At 61.0% G+C, this 16,985-nt stretch carries 14 protein-coding genes; 10 read left to right on the forward strand and 4 right to left on the reverse strand.

Annotated features, from left to right (window positions below):
* Positions 1–65 precede the first annotated feature (65 nt).
* Complete coding sequence (locus NKK47_RS21625) at positions 66–437, reverse strand: hypothetical protein (protein WP_352578194.1); 372 nt, start codon at positions 435–437, stop codon at positions 66–68.
* Positions 438–493: 56 nt separating this feature from the next.
* On the opposite strand from NKK47_RS21625, the gene trbB reads away from it, so the two are divergent.
* From trbB to NKK47_RS21675, 10 genes are read left to right on the forward strand one after another with little or no spacing between them, the layout of a single operon-like run.
* On the forward strand, positions 494–1,462 hold the full coding sequence (gene trbB, locus NKK47_RS21630) for a P-type conjugative transfer ATPase TrbB (RefSeq protein WP_352578195.1): 969 nt from the start codon (positions 494–496) through the stop codon (positions 1,460–1,462).
* Positions 1,463–1,473: 11 nt separating this feature from the next.
* Entirely contained in the window at positions 1,474–1,782 is a 309-nt protein-coding gene (locus NKK47_RS21635) for a TrbC/VirB2 family type IV secretion system protein (protein ID WP_352578196.1), read from the forward strand.
* A complete protein-coding gene (locus NKK47_RS21640) occupies positions 1,782–2,054 on the forward strand; it encodes a VirB3 family type IV secretion system protein (protein ID WP_352578197.1) in 273 nt (90 codons plus the stop codon). The genes NKK47_RS21635 and NKK47_RS21640 overlap by 1 nt, the downstream gene beginning before the upstream one ends.
* The gene (gene trbE / locus NKK47_RS21645) at positions 2,048–4,498 is read left to right on the forward strand and encodes a conjugal transfer protein TrbE (protein ID WP_352578198.1); all 2,451 of its coding nucleotides are present in this window, start codon (positions 2,048–2,050) and stop codon (positions 4,496–4,498) included. The genes NKK47_RS21640 and trbE overlap by 7 nt, the downstream gene beginning before the upstream one ends.
* Complete coding sequence (trbJ, locus tag NKK47_RS21650; RefSeq protein ID WP_352578199.1) at positions 4,495–5,220, forward strand: P-type conjugative transfer protein TrbJ; 726 nt, start codon at positions 4,495–4,497, stop codon at positions 5,218–5,220. The genes trbE and trbJ overlap by 4 nt, the downstream gene beginning before the upstream one ends.
* Before the next feature lie 36 nt (positions 5,221–5,256).
* The gene (trbL, locus tag NKK47_RS21655) at positions 5,257–6,579 is read left to right on the forward strand and encodes a P-type conjugative transfer protein TrbL (RefSeq protein ID WP_352578200.1); all 1,323 of its coding nucleotides are present in this window, start codon (positions 5,257–5,259) and stop codon (positions 6,577–6,579) included.
* Complete coding sequence (gene trbF, locus NKK47_RS21660) at positions 6,580–7,311, forward strand: conjugal transfer protein TrbF (protein ID WP_352578201.1); 732 nt, start codon at positions 6,580–6,582, stop codon at positions 7,309–7,311.
* Complete coding sequence (gene trbG, locus NKK47_RS21665; protein ID WP_352578202.1) at positions 7,301–8,329, forward strand: P-type conjugative transfer protein TrbG; 1,029 nt, start codon at positions 7,301–7,303, stop codon at positions 8,327–8,329. The genes trbF and trbG overlap by 11 nt, the downstream gene beginning before the upstream one ends.
* Positions 8,330–8,339: 10 nt before the next feature.
* Positions 8,340–9,557, forward strand: a complete 1,218-nt coding sequence (locus tag NKK47_RS21670) for a TraB/TrbI/VirB10 family type IV secretion system protein (RefSeq protein ID WP_352578203.1) — start codon at positions 8,340–8,342, stop codon at positions 9,555–9,557.
* 11 nt (positions 9,558–9,568) lie between these two features.
* Positions 9,569–9,841: a DUF2274 domain-containing protein gene (locus NKK47_RS21675; RefSeq protein WP_352578204.1), complete on the forward strand. Its 273-nt coding sequence runs from the start codon at positions 9,569–9,571 to the stop codon at positions 9,839–9,841.
* A gap of 323 nt (positions 9,842–10,164) precedes the next feature.
* Here the strand turns inward: NKK47_RS21675 and NKK47_RS21680 are convergent, their stop codons facing one another.
* From NKK47_RS21680 to NKK47_RS21690, 3 genes are all read right to left on the reverse strand, one after another.
* Positions 10,165–13,860 carry a hypothetical protein gene (locus NKK47_RS21680; protein WP_352578205.1) on the reverse strand — a complete coding sequence of 1,232 codons (3,696 nt, stop codon included), beginning with the start codon at positions 13,858–13,860 and terminating at the stop codon, positions 10,165–10,167.
* Positions 13,861–13,978: 118 nt separating this feature from the next.
* The gene (locus NKK47_RS21685) at positions 13,979–15,493 is read right to left on the reverse strand and encodes an argonaute/piwi family protein (RefSeq protein ID WP_352578206.1); all 1,515 of its coding nucleotides are present in this window, start codon (positions 15,491–15,493) and stop codon (positions 13,979–13,981) included.
* Entirely contained in the window at positions 15,490–16,905 is a 1,416-nt protein-coding gene (locus NKK47_RS21690) for a toll/interleukin-1 receptor domain-containing protein (RefSeq protein WP_352578207.1), read from the reverse strand. The genes NKK47_RS21685 and NKK47_RS21690 overlap by 4 nt, the downstream gene beginning before the upstream one ends.
* Between the last annotated feature and the right edge of the window lie 80 nt (positions 16,906–16,985).

Here is a 16,985-nt window from a genome sequence, read left to right on the forward strand (position 1 = left end):
ATAACGGCCATAAGCAATTTGGGGTGTCTGGCCGATGCTTGTTCCTGCTGGCGCATCAGCGTCGGTCAGTTGGAACGAGCTTCATGAAGCCCCACCGCATTCGCCACCAGTTTCTGCTCGAACTCGAGTTGAGCAAGAGGCTGGATAAACTCAGTCGTGATCCCTCGACCACCAAATCCGCGATCGTGGCAAAGGCGGTCGAGGCCTTCATCGAGCGGCGCGGTGAGAACGAGCTCGATCAGCGCTACGGTGTGAGGCTCGACCGTCTTTCCCGCGACCTCGGCCATGTCAGGCGCGATGTCGAGGTGATCCTGGAGAGCTTGGCGCTCTTCATCCGATTTTCGATCACGCTTCATGCGCACACGCCGGTCCCGGACAGGGCGACGCAGGCGATTGCCCAGGAGCGTTTCGACAAATTTGTCGAACAGGTCGGCCACCAGCTCGCTTCTGGGAAACGGTCTCTTGGCAAAGACAATCGTGGGGGAGGGGAAGGATGAGTTCTCATCCAGAAGCCGAGCATCGCCGCCGCGCCATGCTGCGCACCGCCATGGGCCCGGCGATCACCGAAGCCCTTGCCGATCCGACCGTCATTGAGGTGATGGTCAATCCCGACGGTGCGCTGTGGCTCGACCGGTTGGGTGAAGGCCGGGGCGATACCAGCGTGCATATGCACCCGTCCGAGGCGGAACGCATCATTCGCCTGGTCGCGTCACACGTGCGCGACGAGGCGCATGCGGACAATCCGATTGTCAGTGCCGAACTTCCGTCGGGCGAGCGCTTTGAGGGTCTGCTGCCGCCGGTCGTGCTGGCGCCATGCTTCGCCATCCGAAAGCCTGCGGCAAAACTCTACACGTTGGCCGACTATGTCGCCGATGGCATCATGCTGCAGGTGCAGGCCGATGCCCTGAGGAAGGCGGTGCGCGAGCGGCGCAACATCCTGGTCGCCGGCGGCACGTCGTCGGGCAAGACAACACTTGCCAATGCGCTGCTGGCACAAGTCGCCGATTGCGACGAGCGGGTGATCCTGATCGAGGACACGCGCGAACTGCAATGCGCGGCGAAGGATTGCGTCGCCTTGAGGACGAGGCGGGGGTCGGTCACGCTCGCCGATCTCGTGCGCTCGACGCTGCGGCTCAGACCCGACCGCATCATCGTGGGCGAAGTCAGGGGCGCGGAGGCCCTGGACATGCTGAAGGCATGGAACACCGGGCATCCCGGCGGCATCGCCACGGTTCACGCCAATTCGGCGCGCTCCGCCCTCTACCGGATCGAGCAACTCGCCCAGGAGGCCGTCGTCACCGTTCCCCGCCGCCTCATAGCCGATGCCATCGATCTGATCGTGTTCATCGCCGGGCGCGGATCCTCGCGCCGCATCGACGCGATCGCCGAGGTCACCGGTCTCGACGGCAGCGGCGATTACGTCGTCGCCCCGCTCACGCTTTCGCAACTCCAGCAGCTTTGAAAGGTCACCTCATGCGCAAGAACCTTCGCTTTCTTTCGTCCACCGCGCTCGCGTTTCTTATTACGGCCCCAGCTTACGCAGCGGGCTCCGGCATGCCATGGGAACAGCCGCTGCAGCAGATCCTGGAATCGGTGCAGGGACCGGTCGCCAAGATTGTCGCGGTGATCATCATCATCACCACCGGCCTGACGCTCGCCTTCGGCGACACGGCAGGCGGTTTCCGCCGGCTTATCCAGATCGTCTTCGGCCTGTCGATCGCCTTCGCGGCATCGAGCTTCTTTCTCTCCTTCTTCTCCTTCGGCGGCGGGGCACTCGTCTGATGGCCACCGGAGAGCAGCATATCGCAGGCTTCGAGGTTCCCGTTCACAGGGCATTGACCGAGCCGATCCTGCTGGGCGGCGCACCGCGAGCGGTGGCGATCCTCAATGGCACGGTGGCCGCGGCAATAGGCCTTGGCCTGCAGCAGTGGATTGCCGGGCTGGTGCTCTGGATCGCCGGCCACACGCTCGCGGTCTTTGCCGCTCGCCGCGATCCGGACTTCGCCGGCGTGCTTGTCCGTCATCTTCGCCTGAAGGGGTGGCTTGCATGCTGAACCTTTCGGAGTATCGCGGTAAGGCCGATCGGCTTGCCGATCATCTGCCTTGGGCCGCACTGGTCGCTCCGGGCATCGTTCTCAACAAGGACGGCAGCTTTCAACGGACCTTCCGGTTCCGCGGCCCCGATCTGGAAAGCGCGACGGAAGCCGAACTTGTCGGCATCTGCGCGCGGGCAAACAATGCGCTGAGAAGGCTTGGCTCCGGCTGGGCATTGTTCTTCGGAGCCGAGCGCGTCGAAGCGCTGGGCTATCCGAATTCGCGCTTTCCCGACGCGGCTTCATGGCTGGTCGATGAAGAACGGCGTGCGGCCTTCGAGGGCAAGGTCGAGCACTTCGAGAGCCGCGATTACCTGAGCTTGCTATTTATGCCGCCGCCAGACGCCCAAGCGCGGGCGGAAAGCGCACTCGTCGACTTTCGTCATTCCCAGGGCGTAAGAGACTGGCGCCAGGAACTGGCGCGGTTTCGTGATGAGACCGACCGCGTCCTGGATCTCCTGTCGGGCTTTATGCCCGAAGTGCGCGCTCTCGATGATGCCGAGACGCTGACTTACCTACACGGCACAATCTCGCCCCGCCGCCATCCTGTCACCGTCCCGGAGACGCCGATATATCTCGATGGCGTGCTGGTCGATGCACCGCTCACCGGCGGCTTGGAGCCGATGCTAGGTGAGCAGCATCTGCGTACCCTTACCATTCTCGGCTTCCCGAGCCTCACCCGGCCCGGAATCTTGGATCCCCTTAACCATCAAGATTTCGCCTATCGCTGGATGACGCGCTTCATCCCGCTCGACAAGACGGAAGCCACCAAGACACTGACCCGGTTGCGGCGGCAGTGGTTTGCCAAGCGCAAATCGATCGTCGCGATCCTACGCGAAGTTGTGACCAACGAACCGGTCCCGCTCGTCGACAGCGATGCCGACAACAAGGCGCTCGACGCCGACGAAGCACTTCAGGCGTTGGGCGGCGATCATGTCGGCTTCGGCTATCTCACCACTACCGTGACGGTATGGGACGAGGATCACCAAGCCGCCGCGGAGAAACTTCGCGCGGTCGAGCGCATCGTCAACGGACTCGGCTTCACCACAATCCGTGAAAGCGTCAATGCGGTCGAGGCGTGGCTCGGCTCGTTGCCCGGCCATGTCTATGCCAACATTCGCCAGCCGCTCATTCATACATTGAACCTTGCCCATCTCATGCCGCTATCGTCGGTTTGGGCCGGTCCGGCGACAAACGAGCATCTCGCGAAAGTCACCCGGATGGAGGCACCGTCGCTTCTTGTTGCCGAGACCAGCGGGGCGACCCCGTTTCGGCTTTCCACCCATGTCGACGATGTCGGTCACATGCTGATCGTCGGTCCAACTGGTGCCGGCAAGTCGGTTCTGCTTGCCCTCATCGCTCTGCAGTTCCGCCGCTATGCCGGCGCACAGGTTTATGTCTTCGACAAGGGCAACTCGGCCCGCGCGGCGACACTCGCCACGGGTGGAGAGCACCATGCGCTTGGTGCGGACGGTGCGCTTGCCTTCCAACCGCTGCGCAATGTCAACGACCAGGCTGTCCGCAGCTGGGCAGCCGAATGGATCGCCGGCCTCATCGCCCATGAGAATGTCACCGTCACGCCGGAGGTGAAGGAGGCGATCTGGTCGGCCCTCACCAGCCTTGCCACCGCGCCGGCGCAGGAACGCACGCTCACTGGGTTGTCGGTCCTGCTTCAGTCCAATGCGCTGAAATCCGCGTTGATGCCGTACACGCTCGATGGCCCGTTCGGGCGTCTGCTCGACGCCGATGACGATCGGCTGGCCTTGTCGGATGTGCAGTGCTTCGAGACCGAAGAGCTGATGCACAGCCAAGGCGCTGTGCTGCCGGTGCTCACCTATCTCTTCCATCGTCTCGAGGAGCGGTTCGACGGACGGCCGACGCTGCTGATGCTCGACGAGGCGTGGGTCTATCTCGACAACCCTCTCTTTGCCGCCCGCATCCGTGAATGGCTGAAGGTGCTGCGAAAGAAGAACGTGTCGGTCATCTTCGCCACGCAGTCGCTGGCTGACATTGCTGGCTCAACAATCGCGCCGGCGATTATCGAGAGCTGCCCCCAGCGCATTTTTCTTCCCAATGACCGTGCCGTGGAACCGCAGGCGCGGGTGGCCTATGAGCGATTTGGTCTGAACGAGCGGCAGATAGAACTGGTCGCCCGTGCGACGCCGAAGAGGCAATACTATCTGCAGTCGCGTCGCGGCAACCGGCTCTTCGAGCTCGGGCTCGGCCCGATCACGCTTGCGCTTTGCGGAGCCTCCGACCCGGCCACGCAGACCCTGATCGACAGGGTCCTGTCGGAGCACGGACAGGACAGCTTTGCCGCCCGGTTCCTGGGTGCGCGCGGCCTCGATTGGGCTGCCGAGCTTCTCCAGCAATTCCCTCAACCAGACAAGGAGCAATCGTCATGATGCGGCGCCGCCTTCTCACCAGCCTGATCACCGTTTCCCTAATCGCAAAACCGATGGCCGACTACGTCCAGCCGGCCCACGCCCTAATCGTGTTCGATCCGTCGAATTATGCGCAGAACGTGCTGACAGCGGCACGTTCCCTGGAGCAGATAAACAACCAGATCCAGTCGCTTCAGAACCAGGCGACCATGCTGCAGAACATGGCGCGCAACCTTCAGCGCCTGGATTTCTCTTCCGTGGGCCAGCTCACAGGTTCGCTCCAACGGATCGACGGCCTGATGACCCAGGCCAGCGGCCTGAGCTTCGATCTCGACAAGCTTCAGAACCAGTGGCGTGTGCAATATCCGGAAAGCTACGACGCCACAATCGAGGTCAGCGATGTGGCGAGCGCCGCGCGCGAGCGCTGGCAAAACGCCATGCAGGCGTTCCGCCAAACCATGAGTGCGCAGTCGCAGATCGTGGAGAACGTGCGGGCCGACGGCGACCTGCTTACCGACCTCGTCAACCGCAGTCAGGGCGCGGCAGGTGCCCTTGAGGCAAGCCAGGCCACCAATCAGCTGATCGCGCTTTCGACCAAGCAGCAGATGCAGATCCAGACGCTGCTCGCGACCCAGTTCCGGGCTGAAGCCGAAGATGCTGCCCGCAAGGCGCAGTCCGAGGAAGCCGCCCGCGAGACGACGAAGCGTTTCCTGGGCACCGGTACGGCCTATCCCGGCAACTGATCAGCAGTTCTTCAAGACAACGAGGAAGGCGGCGACATGAATGACCTCGGCGTCATCGATCGCTTCATGGAGACTTTTACCCGCTATATTGATAGCGGGTTCGGTCTGCTTTCCGGCGACGTCGCCTTTCTCACCACCATCCTGATCGGCATCGACATCACGCTGGCAGGCCTGGTCTGGGCGTTCGGCGGCGAGCCCAATGTTCTTGGCCGGCTTGTCCGAAAAGTGCTCTATGTCGGCGCCTTCGCCTTCATCCTGAACAATTTTAAGAACCTCGCCGACATCATCTACCATTCCTTTGCCGGGCTCGGCATCAACGCATCGGCCGGCAATCTGTCCGCCGACAGTCTCCTGCGGCCAGGCCGCATTGCCGCGGCCGGCTTCGAGGGCGCCTGGCCGCTGCTCAATCAAGCGAGCCAGCTAGTCGGCTTCCCCGAGATCTTTGGCAACGCGCTGACCATCTTCGTGCTGCTTCTCGCCTGGTTCCTGGTCCTCATCGCCTTCTTCATTCTTTCAATTCAGCTCTTCATCACCATCCTGGAGTTCAAACTCACCACATTGGCCGGTTTTGTTCTAGTGCCTTTCGCGCTCTGGAACCGCTCGGCGTTTCTGGCCGAGCGCGTGCTCGGCAATGTGATCTCGTCGGGCATTAAGGTGATGGTGCTTGCTGTCATCGTCGGCATCGGCTCCACGCTCTTCGGCGAGTTCGCTTCCGCGCTGCAAGGCAAGGAGCCGGACTTGGCCGCGGCCATGTCACAGGTACTGGGCGCGTTGGCGCTGCTTGGGCTCGGCATTTTCGGGCCGGGAATTGCCTCGGGTCTTGTCTCGGGCGCGCCGCAGCTTGGCGCGGGAGCCGCACTCGGAACCACCGCGGCGGCCGCCGGATCAACGCTCGTTGCCGGAGGTGCGGCGCTTGCCGGCGCGCGCATGGCAACCGGCGGCGGTCTCGCCGCCGTTCGAGCCGGCACGGCCATGGGATCGGCTGCTTCCACAGCTTGGCAGATGGGGCGTGCAACATCGCCCGAGTCCGGCCTCTCCGGCGTAGCTGCTGGACTGCAAGGCGTTGCCGGCGCAGCTGCCGGCGCCGCGATGCGGGGAATGCGATCTGCAACAGAACCATTCCGGCGCAGCGCCGATGCCAGCCGCGATGCCGCCTGGACCGCGGCGGGCGGCACGCCGACCGCATCAATGACCGGAAACCCTGCCGCGTCAGGTGCCAATGCCGCGCCGGCGTGGGCGAGGCGCTTGCGTTCCGAACAGACCGCGCGCGCCCATCGCCACGCCGCCACGCAGGCCGTCCGTGATGGCGATCAGGGTGGAAGCGGCGCCAACCCCTCTCTCAATGACAAGGAAGACTAGATGCTCTTCAAGCGACCTGTTCAACGCTACGGGAAGACGCCCCACCCCGTCACACCATACCAGAAGGCCGCCCAACTTTGGGACGAGCGCATCGGCACAGCGCGCGTGCAGGCAAGGAACTGGCGCCTGATGGCCTTCGGCTGCCTCGCTCTGGCCACCGGGCTCTGTGGTGGACTCTTGTGGCAGTCGATGCAGGGCCGCGTCGTGCCCTATGTCGTCGAGGTAGATCGTTTCGGCGAGGCGCGCGCCGTCGCCCCAGCAATCCGGGACTACGAGCCCACCGATGCCCAGATCGCCTGGCATCTCGGCCGCTTCATCCAGAATGTCCGCTCTGTTTCCACCGATGCGGTGCTGGTGCGGCAGAATTGGCTCTCGGCCTACGACTTTGCCACCGACCGTGGAGCCCTCTTTCTCAACGAGTACGCTAAGGCCAACGACCCGTTCGGCAAGATCGGCACGCGCAGCGTCTCGGTGCAGGTGACGAGCGTGGTTCGAGCGTCCGACAGCTCCTTTCAAGTCAAATGGACCGAGCAGGTCTTTGAGCGCGGCAGCCTCGCCAGCACAACGCGTTGGACCGGGATCCTCACCATTGTGATCCGGCCGCCGAACAATACCGATCAGCTGCGCAAAAACCCGCTCGGCGTCTTCATCAATGCCATCGACTGGTCGCGCGAGCTCGACAGTGCAGCGCAGACTTCCGTTCCCCCAAAGGAGCCCGCCAATGATAAATAGACTCTCGTCGCTCCGCACTGCGCTAATCCTCTCGGCGTTGGCTGCGGTCATCTCCGCCTGTGCCTCGAAGCCGGTGCCGCCGCCGCAGATTTCCTATGACCATGCTGACTTCAAGCCGGCGGCGATTGAGAAGGCGCCGGAGAAGCCCGTCAAAGTCGTGGAATTGCCGAAACCGCTGCCGCTGCCCGGCCAGTTGCAGCCCGAGCCGGGCAAGGCTGCTGAAGACGAGCGCTCGCCTGAAGAACGTGTCGCCGATGCCAACAAGGCGGCGACGCAGCAACCCACCAAATATGGCTATGTGAATGCGGTGCAGGTTTACCCTTTTGCCGAAGGCGCGCTCTACCAGCTCTATGCCGCACCGGAGCGCGTCAGCGATATCGCTCTGCAGTCAGGCGAGAAACTCCAATCCGTGTCGGCCGGCGATACAGTGCGCTGGGTAATTGGCGACACCGTCAGTGGCTCCGGCGATGACCAGCGCACCCATGTGCTGGTGAAGCCCTTCGCGCCAGGACTTGCCACCAATCTGGTGATCACCACGGACCGGCGAAGCTATCACCTGCAGCTTCAAAGCACGGATAAGACCGCCATGGCGGCCATCTCCTGGACTTACAGCGAGGACCAGATCATCGCGCTACGCCGGCGCAATGCGCAGGCCGACGCCGCTATGCCAGTGGCGTCGAATGTGGCTCTCGAAAATATTCGCTTCCGCTATTCGATTACCGGCGACATGCCGCCCTGGAGGCCGACGCGCGCGTTCGATGATGGCAGCAAGGTCTACATCGAGTTCCCGCGCCGCATCGATCAGGGCGAGGCCCCGCCGCTCTTCATCGTCGGTGCTGACGGGGACAACCAGCTCGTCAACTACCGCATACGGGGCAACTATTACATCGTCGATCGCCTCTTCGCCGCGGCCGAACTGCGCCTCGGCGCCAAGCAGCAGCAGGTGGTGCGCATCACGAGGACCGACGGCAGGCAAGCGCCGCGGCGGATATTGCTCTTTTCGCGTTCCAGCAGGTGAGGGACGGCCCATGACGGATACTTCCCGCTCCGATGCTCCACCGAAACTCGATCCAGAACAGCTGCAGCTGCGGGCCTCGCCTCGCCGCGCTGTGCGCTTCAAGCGCGGCATTATTGTCGCCATTGCTGCTGTTGGTTCCGGGACCGTTCTAGGCGTCACCATGATGGCGCTGCAGGGACCGGCGCTGCGCATCAAAGAGCAGGCTGAAGAGCTTTACAACACTGAGCGGAAGCCAACCGCGGAGGCAATTGAAAGGCTGCCTAAGGACTATTCCGGGATCAAGCCCAAGCCTCCGGTGCTTGGACCACCGCTGCCCGGCGACCTCGGCCGCCCCATCCTTGAGCACCAACGCCAGCTGGGCATCGCGCCGGGCCAGGAGGTTTCGGCGGAGGAGCAGCGCCTTGCACAGCAGGCGATCGAGGCGCGCGAATCGCAAGTCTTCTTCCGGATCGAAAATCGACCCCGGCAAGCGGATGCCGCCGGCAACGGGCAGGGCGGGCGTCCACCCTTTGATGGAACGGCTCCACAATCCGATGCCGCACGCGATTCAGCTTCCGTTGCACCGGCCGAGGGCGACCAAAACAATCAACAGCGCAAGCTCGATTTTGTCAGCCAGCGGAACACAAGTGGAATCTACAATCTGCATGCACTGCAGACGCCGGCTTCGCCGTATCAGCTGATGGCCGGCAGCGTCATCGCAGCGAGCCTGATCACTGGCATCAATTCCGACTTGCCCGGCCTCATCGTCGCACAGGTCACCGAGAATGTGCACGACACAGTCACCGGCAGCACCTTGCTCATTCCGCAAGGCTCTCGCCTGATTGGCACCTATGACAGCGTTGTTGCCTTTGGACAAAGGCGCGCGCTGCTGGTCTGGCAACGGATACTGCTGCCCGACGGCTCTTCGATCGAAATCGACAATCTGCCGGCGACGGACACCGCCGGCTATGCCGGGCTTGAGGACAAGGTGGATTTCCACACCTGGCAGCTGATGAAAGGCGTTGCGCTGGCCACGTTGCTGGGGGTCGGCACGGAGCTGAGCCTCGGGCAAGACGAAAGCGACCTGGTCAAAGCAATCCGCGAATCCGCTCAGCAGAACGTTAGTCAAGCTGGCCAGCGCATCACCGAGAAGAACCTCAATATTCAGCCCACGATCACCGTCCGCCCTGGTTGGCCACTGCGCGTCATCGTGCACAAGGATCTTGTGCTACGGCCGTACCCGAATTGACTGGAGTCATCATGACCAATCTGAAACTCCGCAAACTTCCGGATCGGACACCTTCGAAGATCACCATAAGCGTAAGTGCAGACCTGAACCAAGCACTGAAGGACTATGCGGCCCTTTATCGTCAGACCTATGGCGAGTCCGAATCGGTAGCGGAACTGATCCCGTTCATGCTGGCGGAGTTCCTGGAGAGCGATCGAGCGTTTGCCAAGGCCAGAAAGGAAGGGCTGCCTGTCGTCGACAAGTCAGAGAAATCCCGGCGGAAGGCAATTTCAGGGTCCGAATAAGTGACAGCGACCAGTGAATCCGAGGGGGCACCTTTCTAGGCGGGCAAATGCATTGAAGCAATTTGCCGGCGGCAAGCCGAAACATAGGGCACAAAAGACGAGCTGATCTGCCCCGAACCAATGCCGGCTCTGCGCCGCAGAACAGCCATTCGAGATCGTTCGTACTGACGCCGGAAGCGGACATGTCCATGACCGAATGAGCATACGCAGGTGTGCCGCGACTCTATTGGCGCGCGCTCGTTTGACTGGAGTTGAGCCGGACGTCGGGAAGCGGTTCGTATTGACCTTCTGAATCGCGTTGTAGTGTCTGCACCTCGCATTCTCTATCGCAAATAGCCTGCGGGCGGATACTTCCAGCCATCTTGCTTACCCTCGCCAAGCAGACGCCGCCCCTTCATGCCTTCGATGTTATCGATCTCGAAGAACGATATCGTGGCTTGGGGCTGACCGTGGGTGTGGAACACCTGTCGCTCATAGGCTCCCCCCTTGGGGACATGGGCGTTGCTTCCTCCATAGGCTCCGTTGTTTGCGATCAGGACGAGCTGGTACATATGATAGTGCAGCGCCTGCGCCATCTGATCGAAGGTGCCCACATCGAGATTCAGCGCCGGGATCGCGAAAACGTCTGACCGGTCGCGAAGATCACTTGCTAATCTCAGATCGGTTGCATCGTAGCAGATGGACGCTGTGAGCCACAGCGGATCACTGGCCGGATTATTTGACCATTCGTACCCGACCAGCCATTGGCACGGCCGGAATCCAGTTACCAATTCAACTGGCGAATTGAACGGCAGCTCCATCGGAGAAAGGTGCTGCTTCCCTTGCCGCCTGATGATGGTCTGCAGGCCCTGACCCTCCACCATTCTCGGTATGATCCACAGAGCGGAATTGATCAGCGGCTGGCCAGGAACGACGCGTTCGTAGACCATTCCGGCCAAAATAGCGGTCTTGAACGCTCGAGCGAACGGAATGAGGTGAGTGGCCACATCATCCGGATGTACCGACAGCTCTGGTAGGATCAGCCAGTCCAGGCGCTTGTTCGCTGGTTTGTGGGTTTCGCGCAGGTCCAGCATTTTTTCCACTGCGGCCAGTGCCGTCGACAGATGCCTCCGGTGTTTCCGCCGAACAGCGCGCGAGCGCATTTCGAGATCGGCCGTTGAGAAATCATTCTTCTCGGGCATGATCGATTGGACGACGCATGCCCTGAGCGGCCGACCCTTAAGTGCCGTACCCGGGATCGGCGCATTCACCTTGAGCATAAGCGTGCCCGTTGCCGAGCCGACTGCGGCGTAGGCGTTGGTCAGCGCGGCGCGGATCCGAGATGCTGTCTCACCAAGAGAAAGCTGATCCGCCTCGGACTTGCTGGTGCGGCAGCCCGGCCAGATCAGAAGGTCGAACAGAAGATCCTGTGTGAATTGAGATATTGGAAGCCAGTCGTCGCCGAACGCCTCGTGTCCATTGTAGAACCCGTACTGCCTCTGGAACCAATGCCCCCTTGTGGGTCGATAGACGGGCTCTGCTTCCCTCCACGACGAAGGCCGAACTGGAAGGCTGAAATCTATCCTAGCCGTCAAAATGAAGCGCATCAGATAACCGAGCTGAAACCTCCAGCGTTGGGAGTCCGGGGCCCATGAGGGAGCCGTGTAGATCGACCTGTAGGCTTGGGTGATCTGAGCGGATCTGAAGACTACCTGATCCACACGGACATATTTCCCGACATCACTCACCGCGATCTGCGTTGTGGAGGGCGTTACGACATCCGGCACGTTTCCCTGCGCGATATGCTCGATGAACTTCTCGGCGAAGCTCAGAACGCCTATCTCGTTTCGCAGCGGATTCAGCGGTCCCTTGTCCTGAACGTACGACTGCAAGGAATGCATGTCGGGCGAACTCGACCACTCGATGGCCCCCAAATCCTCGGCGATTCCCGCTGGCATGGTGAATTGCCGGTCGACGGTGCGGAACAGGTCCCGAGCGAATTCGATGTCCCGGGCAGCAATCTCAGCAAACCTATCCGGAGTCAGCGTCCTTCCGACCAGTTCCACAGCCTGTCCTTTGCCCAAGAAAGACCGACGGATGACGACTGCGAGTATCGCATATTCCCGTTCCGACGATGGTTCTCGTCTTCCCGTCAAGAAGGAGAGGAGCCTCCAATATTGTCGATTGGTCTTCAGAAGTTTGGGCGGACGTATCGACTGAGGGTTATGTACGGCAATGTAGAGGAGAGCCTGCTGGGTGAGGTACCATGGTACCTGCGTCGCTTCGCCGTTGGCCACCCGGATTGCGGACTTCAGGAGAAATGACCGGTATCCAGCGACATCAACCGAAGCCGGAAGGCATTCGAGATCATCGACGAAGCCGGTCTCCGTGGCTCCAGCACGAAAGATCTCCGCGAGGCAGTAATAGGCGATCCGACGGCTGCCGGCCGTCTTGATAAGCCCGTCCAGATAGGGATCGATGAGCTTTAGCACCTCGGCCAACATCTCGGGAGAGGGCCAAAGGTCCAGGGCGACACGAAGCAGTCGCACATTGGATGGATCGGAAATCCACCGCTCAACGAGGATCAGTGCGAAAGCGTGCGCTTCATCGTCCAGTTCCGCCTGCGAAAGCCGGGTACGCCGGAACGTCTCTTCGCCGAACTCGGGGAGATCCATGAAGGGGCGATCGTCGAGGAGCGGTCTGAGAGAACGGAAGGTCTTTCTAAAGCGACCCGCGGCGAACCTGCCGATCGTCTCGTCCTTGACGTCAGGCACTGCCCTCAGGCTAGCAGGGCCCGACGCCCGCTCGGTGTCATTGAGATTCAGTTGGGACCTGACCAGCGCTTCGATCGCCTGTATTACTTCTTCACCGCCGCTTGCGTCGAACCCGCCGGAGATTGCAGTCTGAATGCGCTCCATCTTTCGGGACTGGCGAACGAGAGGCGTCTGCTCGCCGCCCACCGAGGCCGTGGAGGTCTTTTCGGGAGCGAGTTCCAGGGCTGGACTGGTGTTCGTGAGCGTTTCCTGCAGCCAGGCAAAAACGCGTGTCTGAGCCTCTGCTTGCGAAACTCCAGGCGCCACGGTGATGGTTAGCCTAATGTCGTCGACGTACCGACATGCGTCCTGGAGCCAGACTCCGTTGGCTATCTCCCGCCCAAGCTGGCCCAGCACGGTCTGGTCGAAAGCCAGAAGCACTATGTTCGAGAAGAATCCGGCTGCCACTAGCCCCTGAGGAAGGGAGACGCCGTCGAACTCTGGTATCGAGGCACCCTGCTTGTAGCTTTCGAACCGGCGCTGATCGGCGCCGCCCCAAGACCAATTGAGCACTTGGCTGGCAAGATCGAAGAACCCCCCGTCGTCGTCGGGAGCCTGCAGCGTCCGAATCTTGGAGTTTAGAAGTTCGGGCGTCACCCGATCATAGAACTGCTTCAGGTCGGTCTGGACGATCAGGATTCGATCCTCGTCAACGAGGGTTGCCGCAACCAATTCTGGCCGGTGGAGAAAGGACCGGTAATCCTGAAAATAAGCGCGATAGAGCTTGGAGGAGCCCCAACGATGGACCAGGCGGTCACCTGCCTCCGCGCGATCGCAGAATAGCCGATTGCCGTAGGACATCACTGACCGTCGGACTGCGGGGGATCCGACGTTCCCACGAGGGTCTCCTTGCGCGGTTTCAGCCCGTTCGCTCAGGCAAAGGAGAAGCGCCGTCGCGGCAACCTGGTCGGCTAGCGAGACGTGGGCGAGCGGCCGCGTCTTCGTTGGTCCGGATCGAGTGGGTTTCCAGAGCCCCTGGGCGTCGAGCTGCCAGCGCTGGCTCTTAGGAGCGGGAACGAGTTTCAGCTCGTCGGTTTCGTAATGTCCCGATCGGAGACGCCTCGATAGTCGGGATATGAAATTCGGAAGGTCCGCGGCGGCCCGGTCGAGCTCTAGGGTGTCGGAGAACCAGTTGTGATAGCGGATGTAGCCAGCCGCCTTTTTCCAAGCCTGAACGAGGACATATTCCTGAGATATCTGATCGAGTGTCGGAAAAAGCCGCTGCACTTTCTCACCTGTTTCACGCGCCGCGCGTCTTGGCACGAAGCTCCAATGGTCGGGCCAGTATTTACTTCAGCACCTGTCAGCGCTCTTGGAATTGATATCCCATGGGCCAAAGACAGACCTAGATGTAGTACTTGAATGGTAGCGGCGGTGTGTTGTCGGTTGGCCCGGCTGTCAAAATTTCACCGACTAAGTCCGCAAACCGCAGTGTCACCGGGAGTCCATCCGAGAATCCGGCATTGTTGAAGTTTAGCTTGGTTAGCGCCAGAAGGTCGGCGAGAACGCGTTCAATATCAGCCTCGCCGCGAACGATGTCCACGGTGAGCGGGTTGGGCACCTCCCGGCCGGGATAGGTGTTGAGACGAGGTGTGAATCCGGCGCTCCAAAGATAGGCCTTTCGGGTCCCTGCAATCATGGCCGTCCCCCGCAATACGGGACGGTCACCAAAGCGAAACAGTTTGATCTCGGTCTGCCTCTTGATGCGCACGCCGACGAGTTTGGTGCCTTCCGGCACCGTGCTTGCAAAGCCGGACCACTCATCGTCGCCGAAGGCTGCCTGGCCGTGGATGAAAAGCTCTGCGGGCGGATTACCGTGCATCTCTTTGTAAGCCTTGACGACCATATCCATGAGTTCGGCTGCTTTCGCCTTCGAGAGCTGGTACTGGTCGTTGGTCTGTGAATACCAAGGGCCCACCGCGCCTTTGAAAACGACGCCATCCCCACTGGCAAGGAACATCTGAGCGCCGCAACAGGCATTGTCGCGCCCTTTGGCATTTTCGATCAGCTTGTAGAGCAGTCCGACATAACAGACATCTTCGCGCACATCGGCGATACGCCACGGCCGCCCGCCGGACTTGTAGAAGCTCGTCGTGGTGAGATTCCATGCGACCGAAGCGGGATCCTGCAACGATCGCCGGCTGTCTTCTTCAGCGAGGAGCGGCGCGAGCGTCGTCTCGCGAACCACTTGGATCACCTGTTTTGTATCGAGGAGCCGCGCCTTCAACTGGTTGTGAAAATTGAGCTCGTACTCATAGATTGCAGCGGCCTCGACCTCTTCGGGAAAGAGGGAACCTTCACGAAGGATCCTTTGCGCTACACGCTTACCTAGCCCTCCCTTTGCGGGCTCGCGAATATCGCGTGGTACACTCGATTGCGGCCGCCCGTAACGGAAGACTTCCTCGGGAACGATCGCGTACCATAGCTGCGGCCGTGCTTCTTCTTCCCGCATGTAGCGGCGCAGGGCTTCTTCATACAGGTCAACCGCCTTATAGATCGCCTCATGGCGGTCAGCGCCGCGTATCCGGCGGCTGAGTTCTGCGCCGTCGATCTGGCAAAAGGCGAAGGGCTTGGCGGGCCAAGGAATGCCGAAGACGGCCTGAAAACCTGGCCACATCATCTTGTTCTCGGGTTTCCCTTTTTCCGCTTCGGCAATCGTCGCCTGGATCGACTGGACCCAGCTTTCATAGATCGCCGTCGCCCGAGTGGTGCCGATGATGCCGATATCCATGCGTGCCGGATTCTGGTTGGAGGCCGGCGGGCCGAACAGGAACAGGCCATCTTTCGGATGTTCCGCTTTCTGGCCAAAACCGAATGCCAGCTGCGGCTCGTCAATATGGACCAGACGCCACCCTTTCATTCCGCCGCCTCCGATGCATCCTCGTCGGCCTCCTCAAGTAAGAAGTCGTCATCACCGTACTCGTCAATTTCCGACTCGGCGGGGTCTTCTGCATCCTCCGGTTCCAACAGCGCCAGATCGTCCGACATCCGGCGCGCGGCCGGCAGCTCAAGCAGGGACCCGTTCAGGACCAACCCCTGAGCGCCAAGGCTGATGGGGATGTTCTGACCGTCAGCGACAAGGAACGCGCAGAAAGCCTGCTGCAATTGCCGCCAGTGCTTGTTCCACCAGTTCATGCAGAACCGCCGACGGATCGCCGACGTCTTCTTTGCATCGGCGATGGCAGCGAGGCCTTCTTCGGAAAAGCAGATATAGGGCTTGAAGCGCACGAATGGCGTTTCGCCCAGTGTGAGGTTGACCTTCATGGCTAGATGCCAGAACACCTTATGTCGCTCGCTCCGGCCGACGACATTTTTCCTCGCGGCTTTACCCGACGCGGCCAGATACGCGACCTTGTCGTTCGTGACCAAACCTTTGGGGAAATAATATGCGGCGCCGGACGACGTTTCGTAACGTTTGAGCCCGCGGCTAACGAGATGGCTTTCAACATGCTCGCGCAGAAGATGGGTGGCGATATTTCGCGCGTCCGCAGCGCGCGGTGAAGTGACAGCCGCCGTCTTGCCTGACAGAAAATCTGCCAGCGGCACCTGTGCCCGGAACAAGAGCGTGTTGGACGGCGGCATGCTGGATTGCAGGCTGGCCAGGTCGAGAAAAGATATGATTAGCCTGTGGAAAGGCCGATGCGGCAGCCCCGCACCCTGCAACGCCTTCCTGATCACATCTTCGGAACCCGCATACTCGTAGAAATTCACGGAACTCGGCAGCGCCGCGATGGGCAACCAGTTAGTCAGGACCCGTTCTTCGGCCTCTTCGACGAAAACGGCTTTGCTGGTAAAACCGTCTCGCCAGGCCTCGAATTCGGCGGTGCGATCGTTCTGATTCCGCGGAACGTTGGCCGCCTCAAGAGTATCCAGCAGCTCGATAAATCGGGCGCCCCAATCGCGCGAAAAGTCGATTGCGTTGAGCTGGTGGACCTGGATCGGAAATTCGCCGAACGGGACATCATCTACCCGCACCGGAATGATGAAATCTGGATCGCGCAAGGATTTCTTGAGAGCATCCGCGACCGAGAGCTCGTTGCGGACTCCCGATCGCGCTGGGTCTACGCTCTGGCGGGAAACGACGAAGATGACTTTGATTGCCCGCTGGCGCAGTGCCTCTTCGATCGTGACCCAGAAAGGGGTCCCTCCCTTCAATTCGAACAGGTCTGCCCAGACGCGATATCCATGCCCGCTCAGCCGCGCGCCGAGCCACCTGACGAACATATTGTCGTCAGGAGTCGCATGGCTGATAAAAACCGTATCCCGTATCATCCCGCTCCCACGTTCCTCAATTATTATCTAAGATTCTTGCTACGAGTTTGTCGAAGAAAAACGCTCAGTAGCAGTTATCC

This window comes from Mesorhizobium sp. M0019 (assembly GCF_040323975.1).
GTDB lineage: Bacteria > Pseudomonadota > Alphaproteobacteria > Rhizobiales > Rhizobiaceae > Mesorhizobium.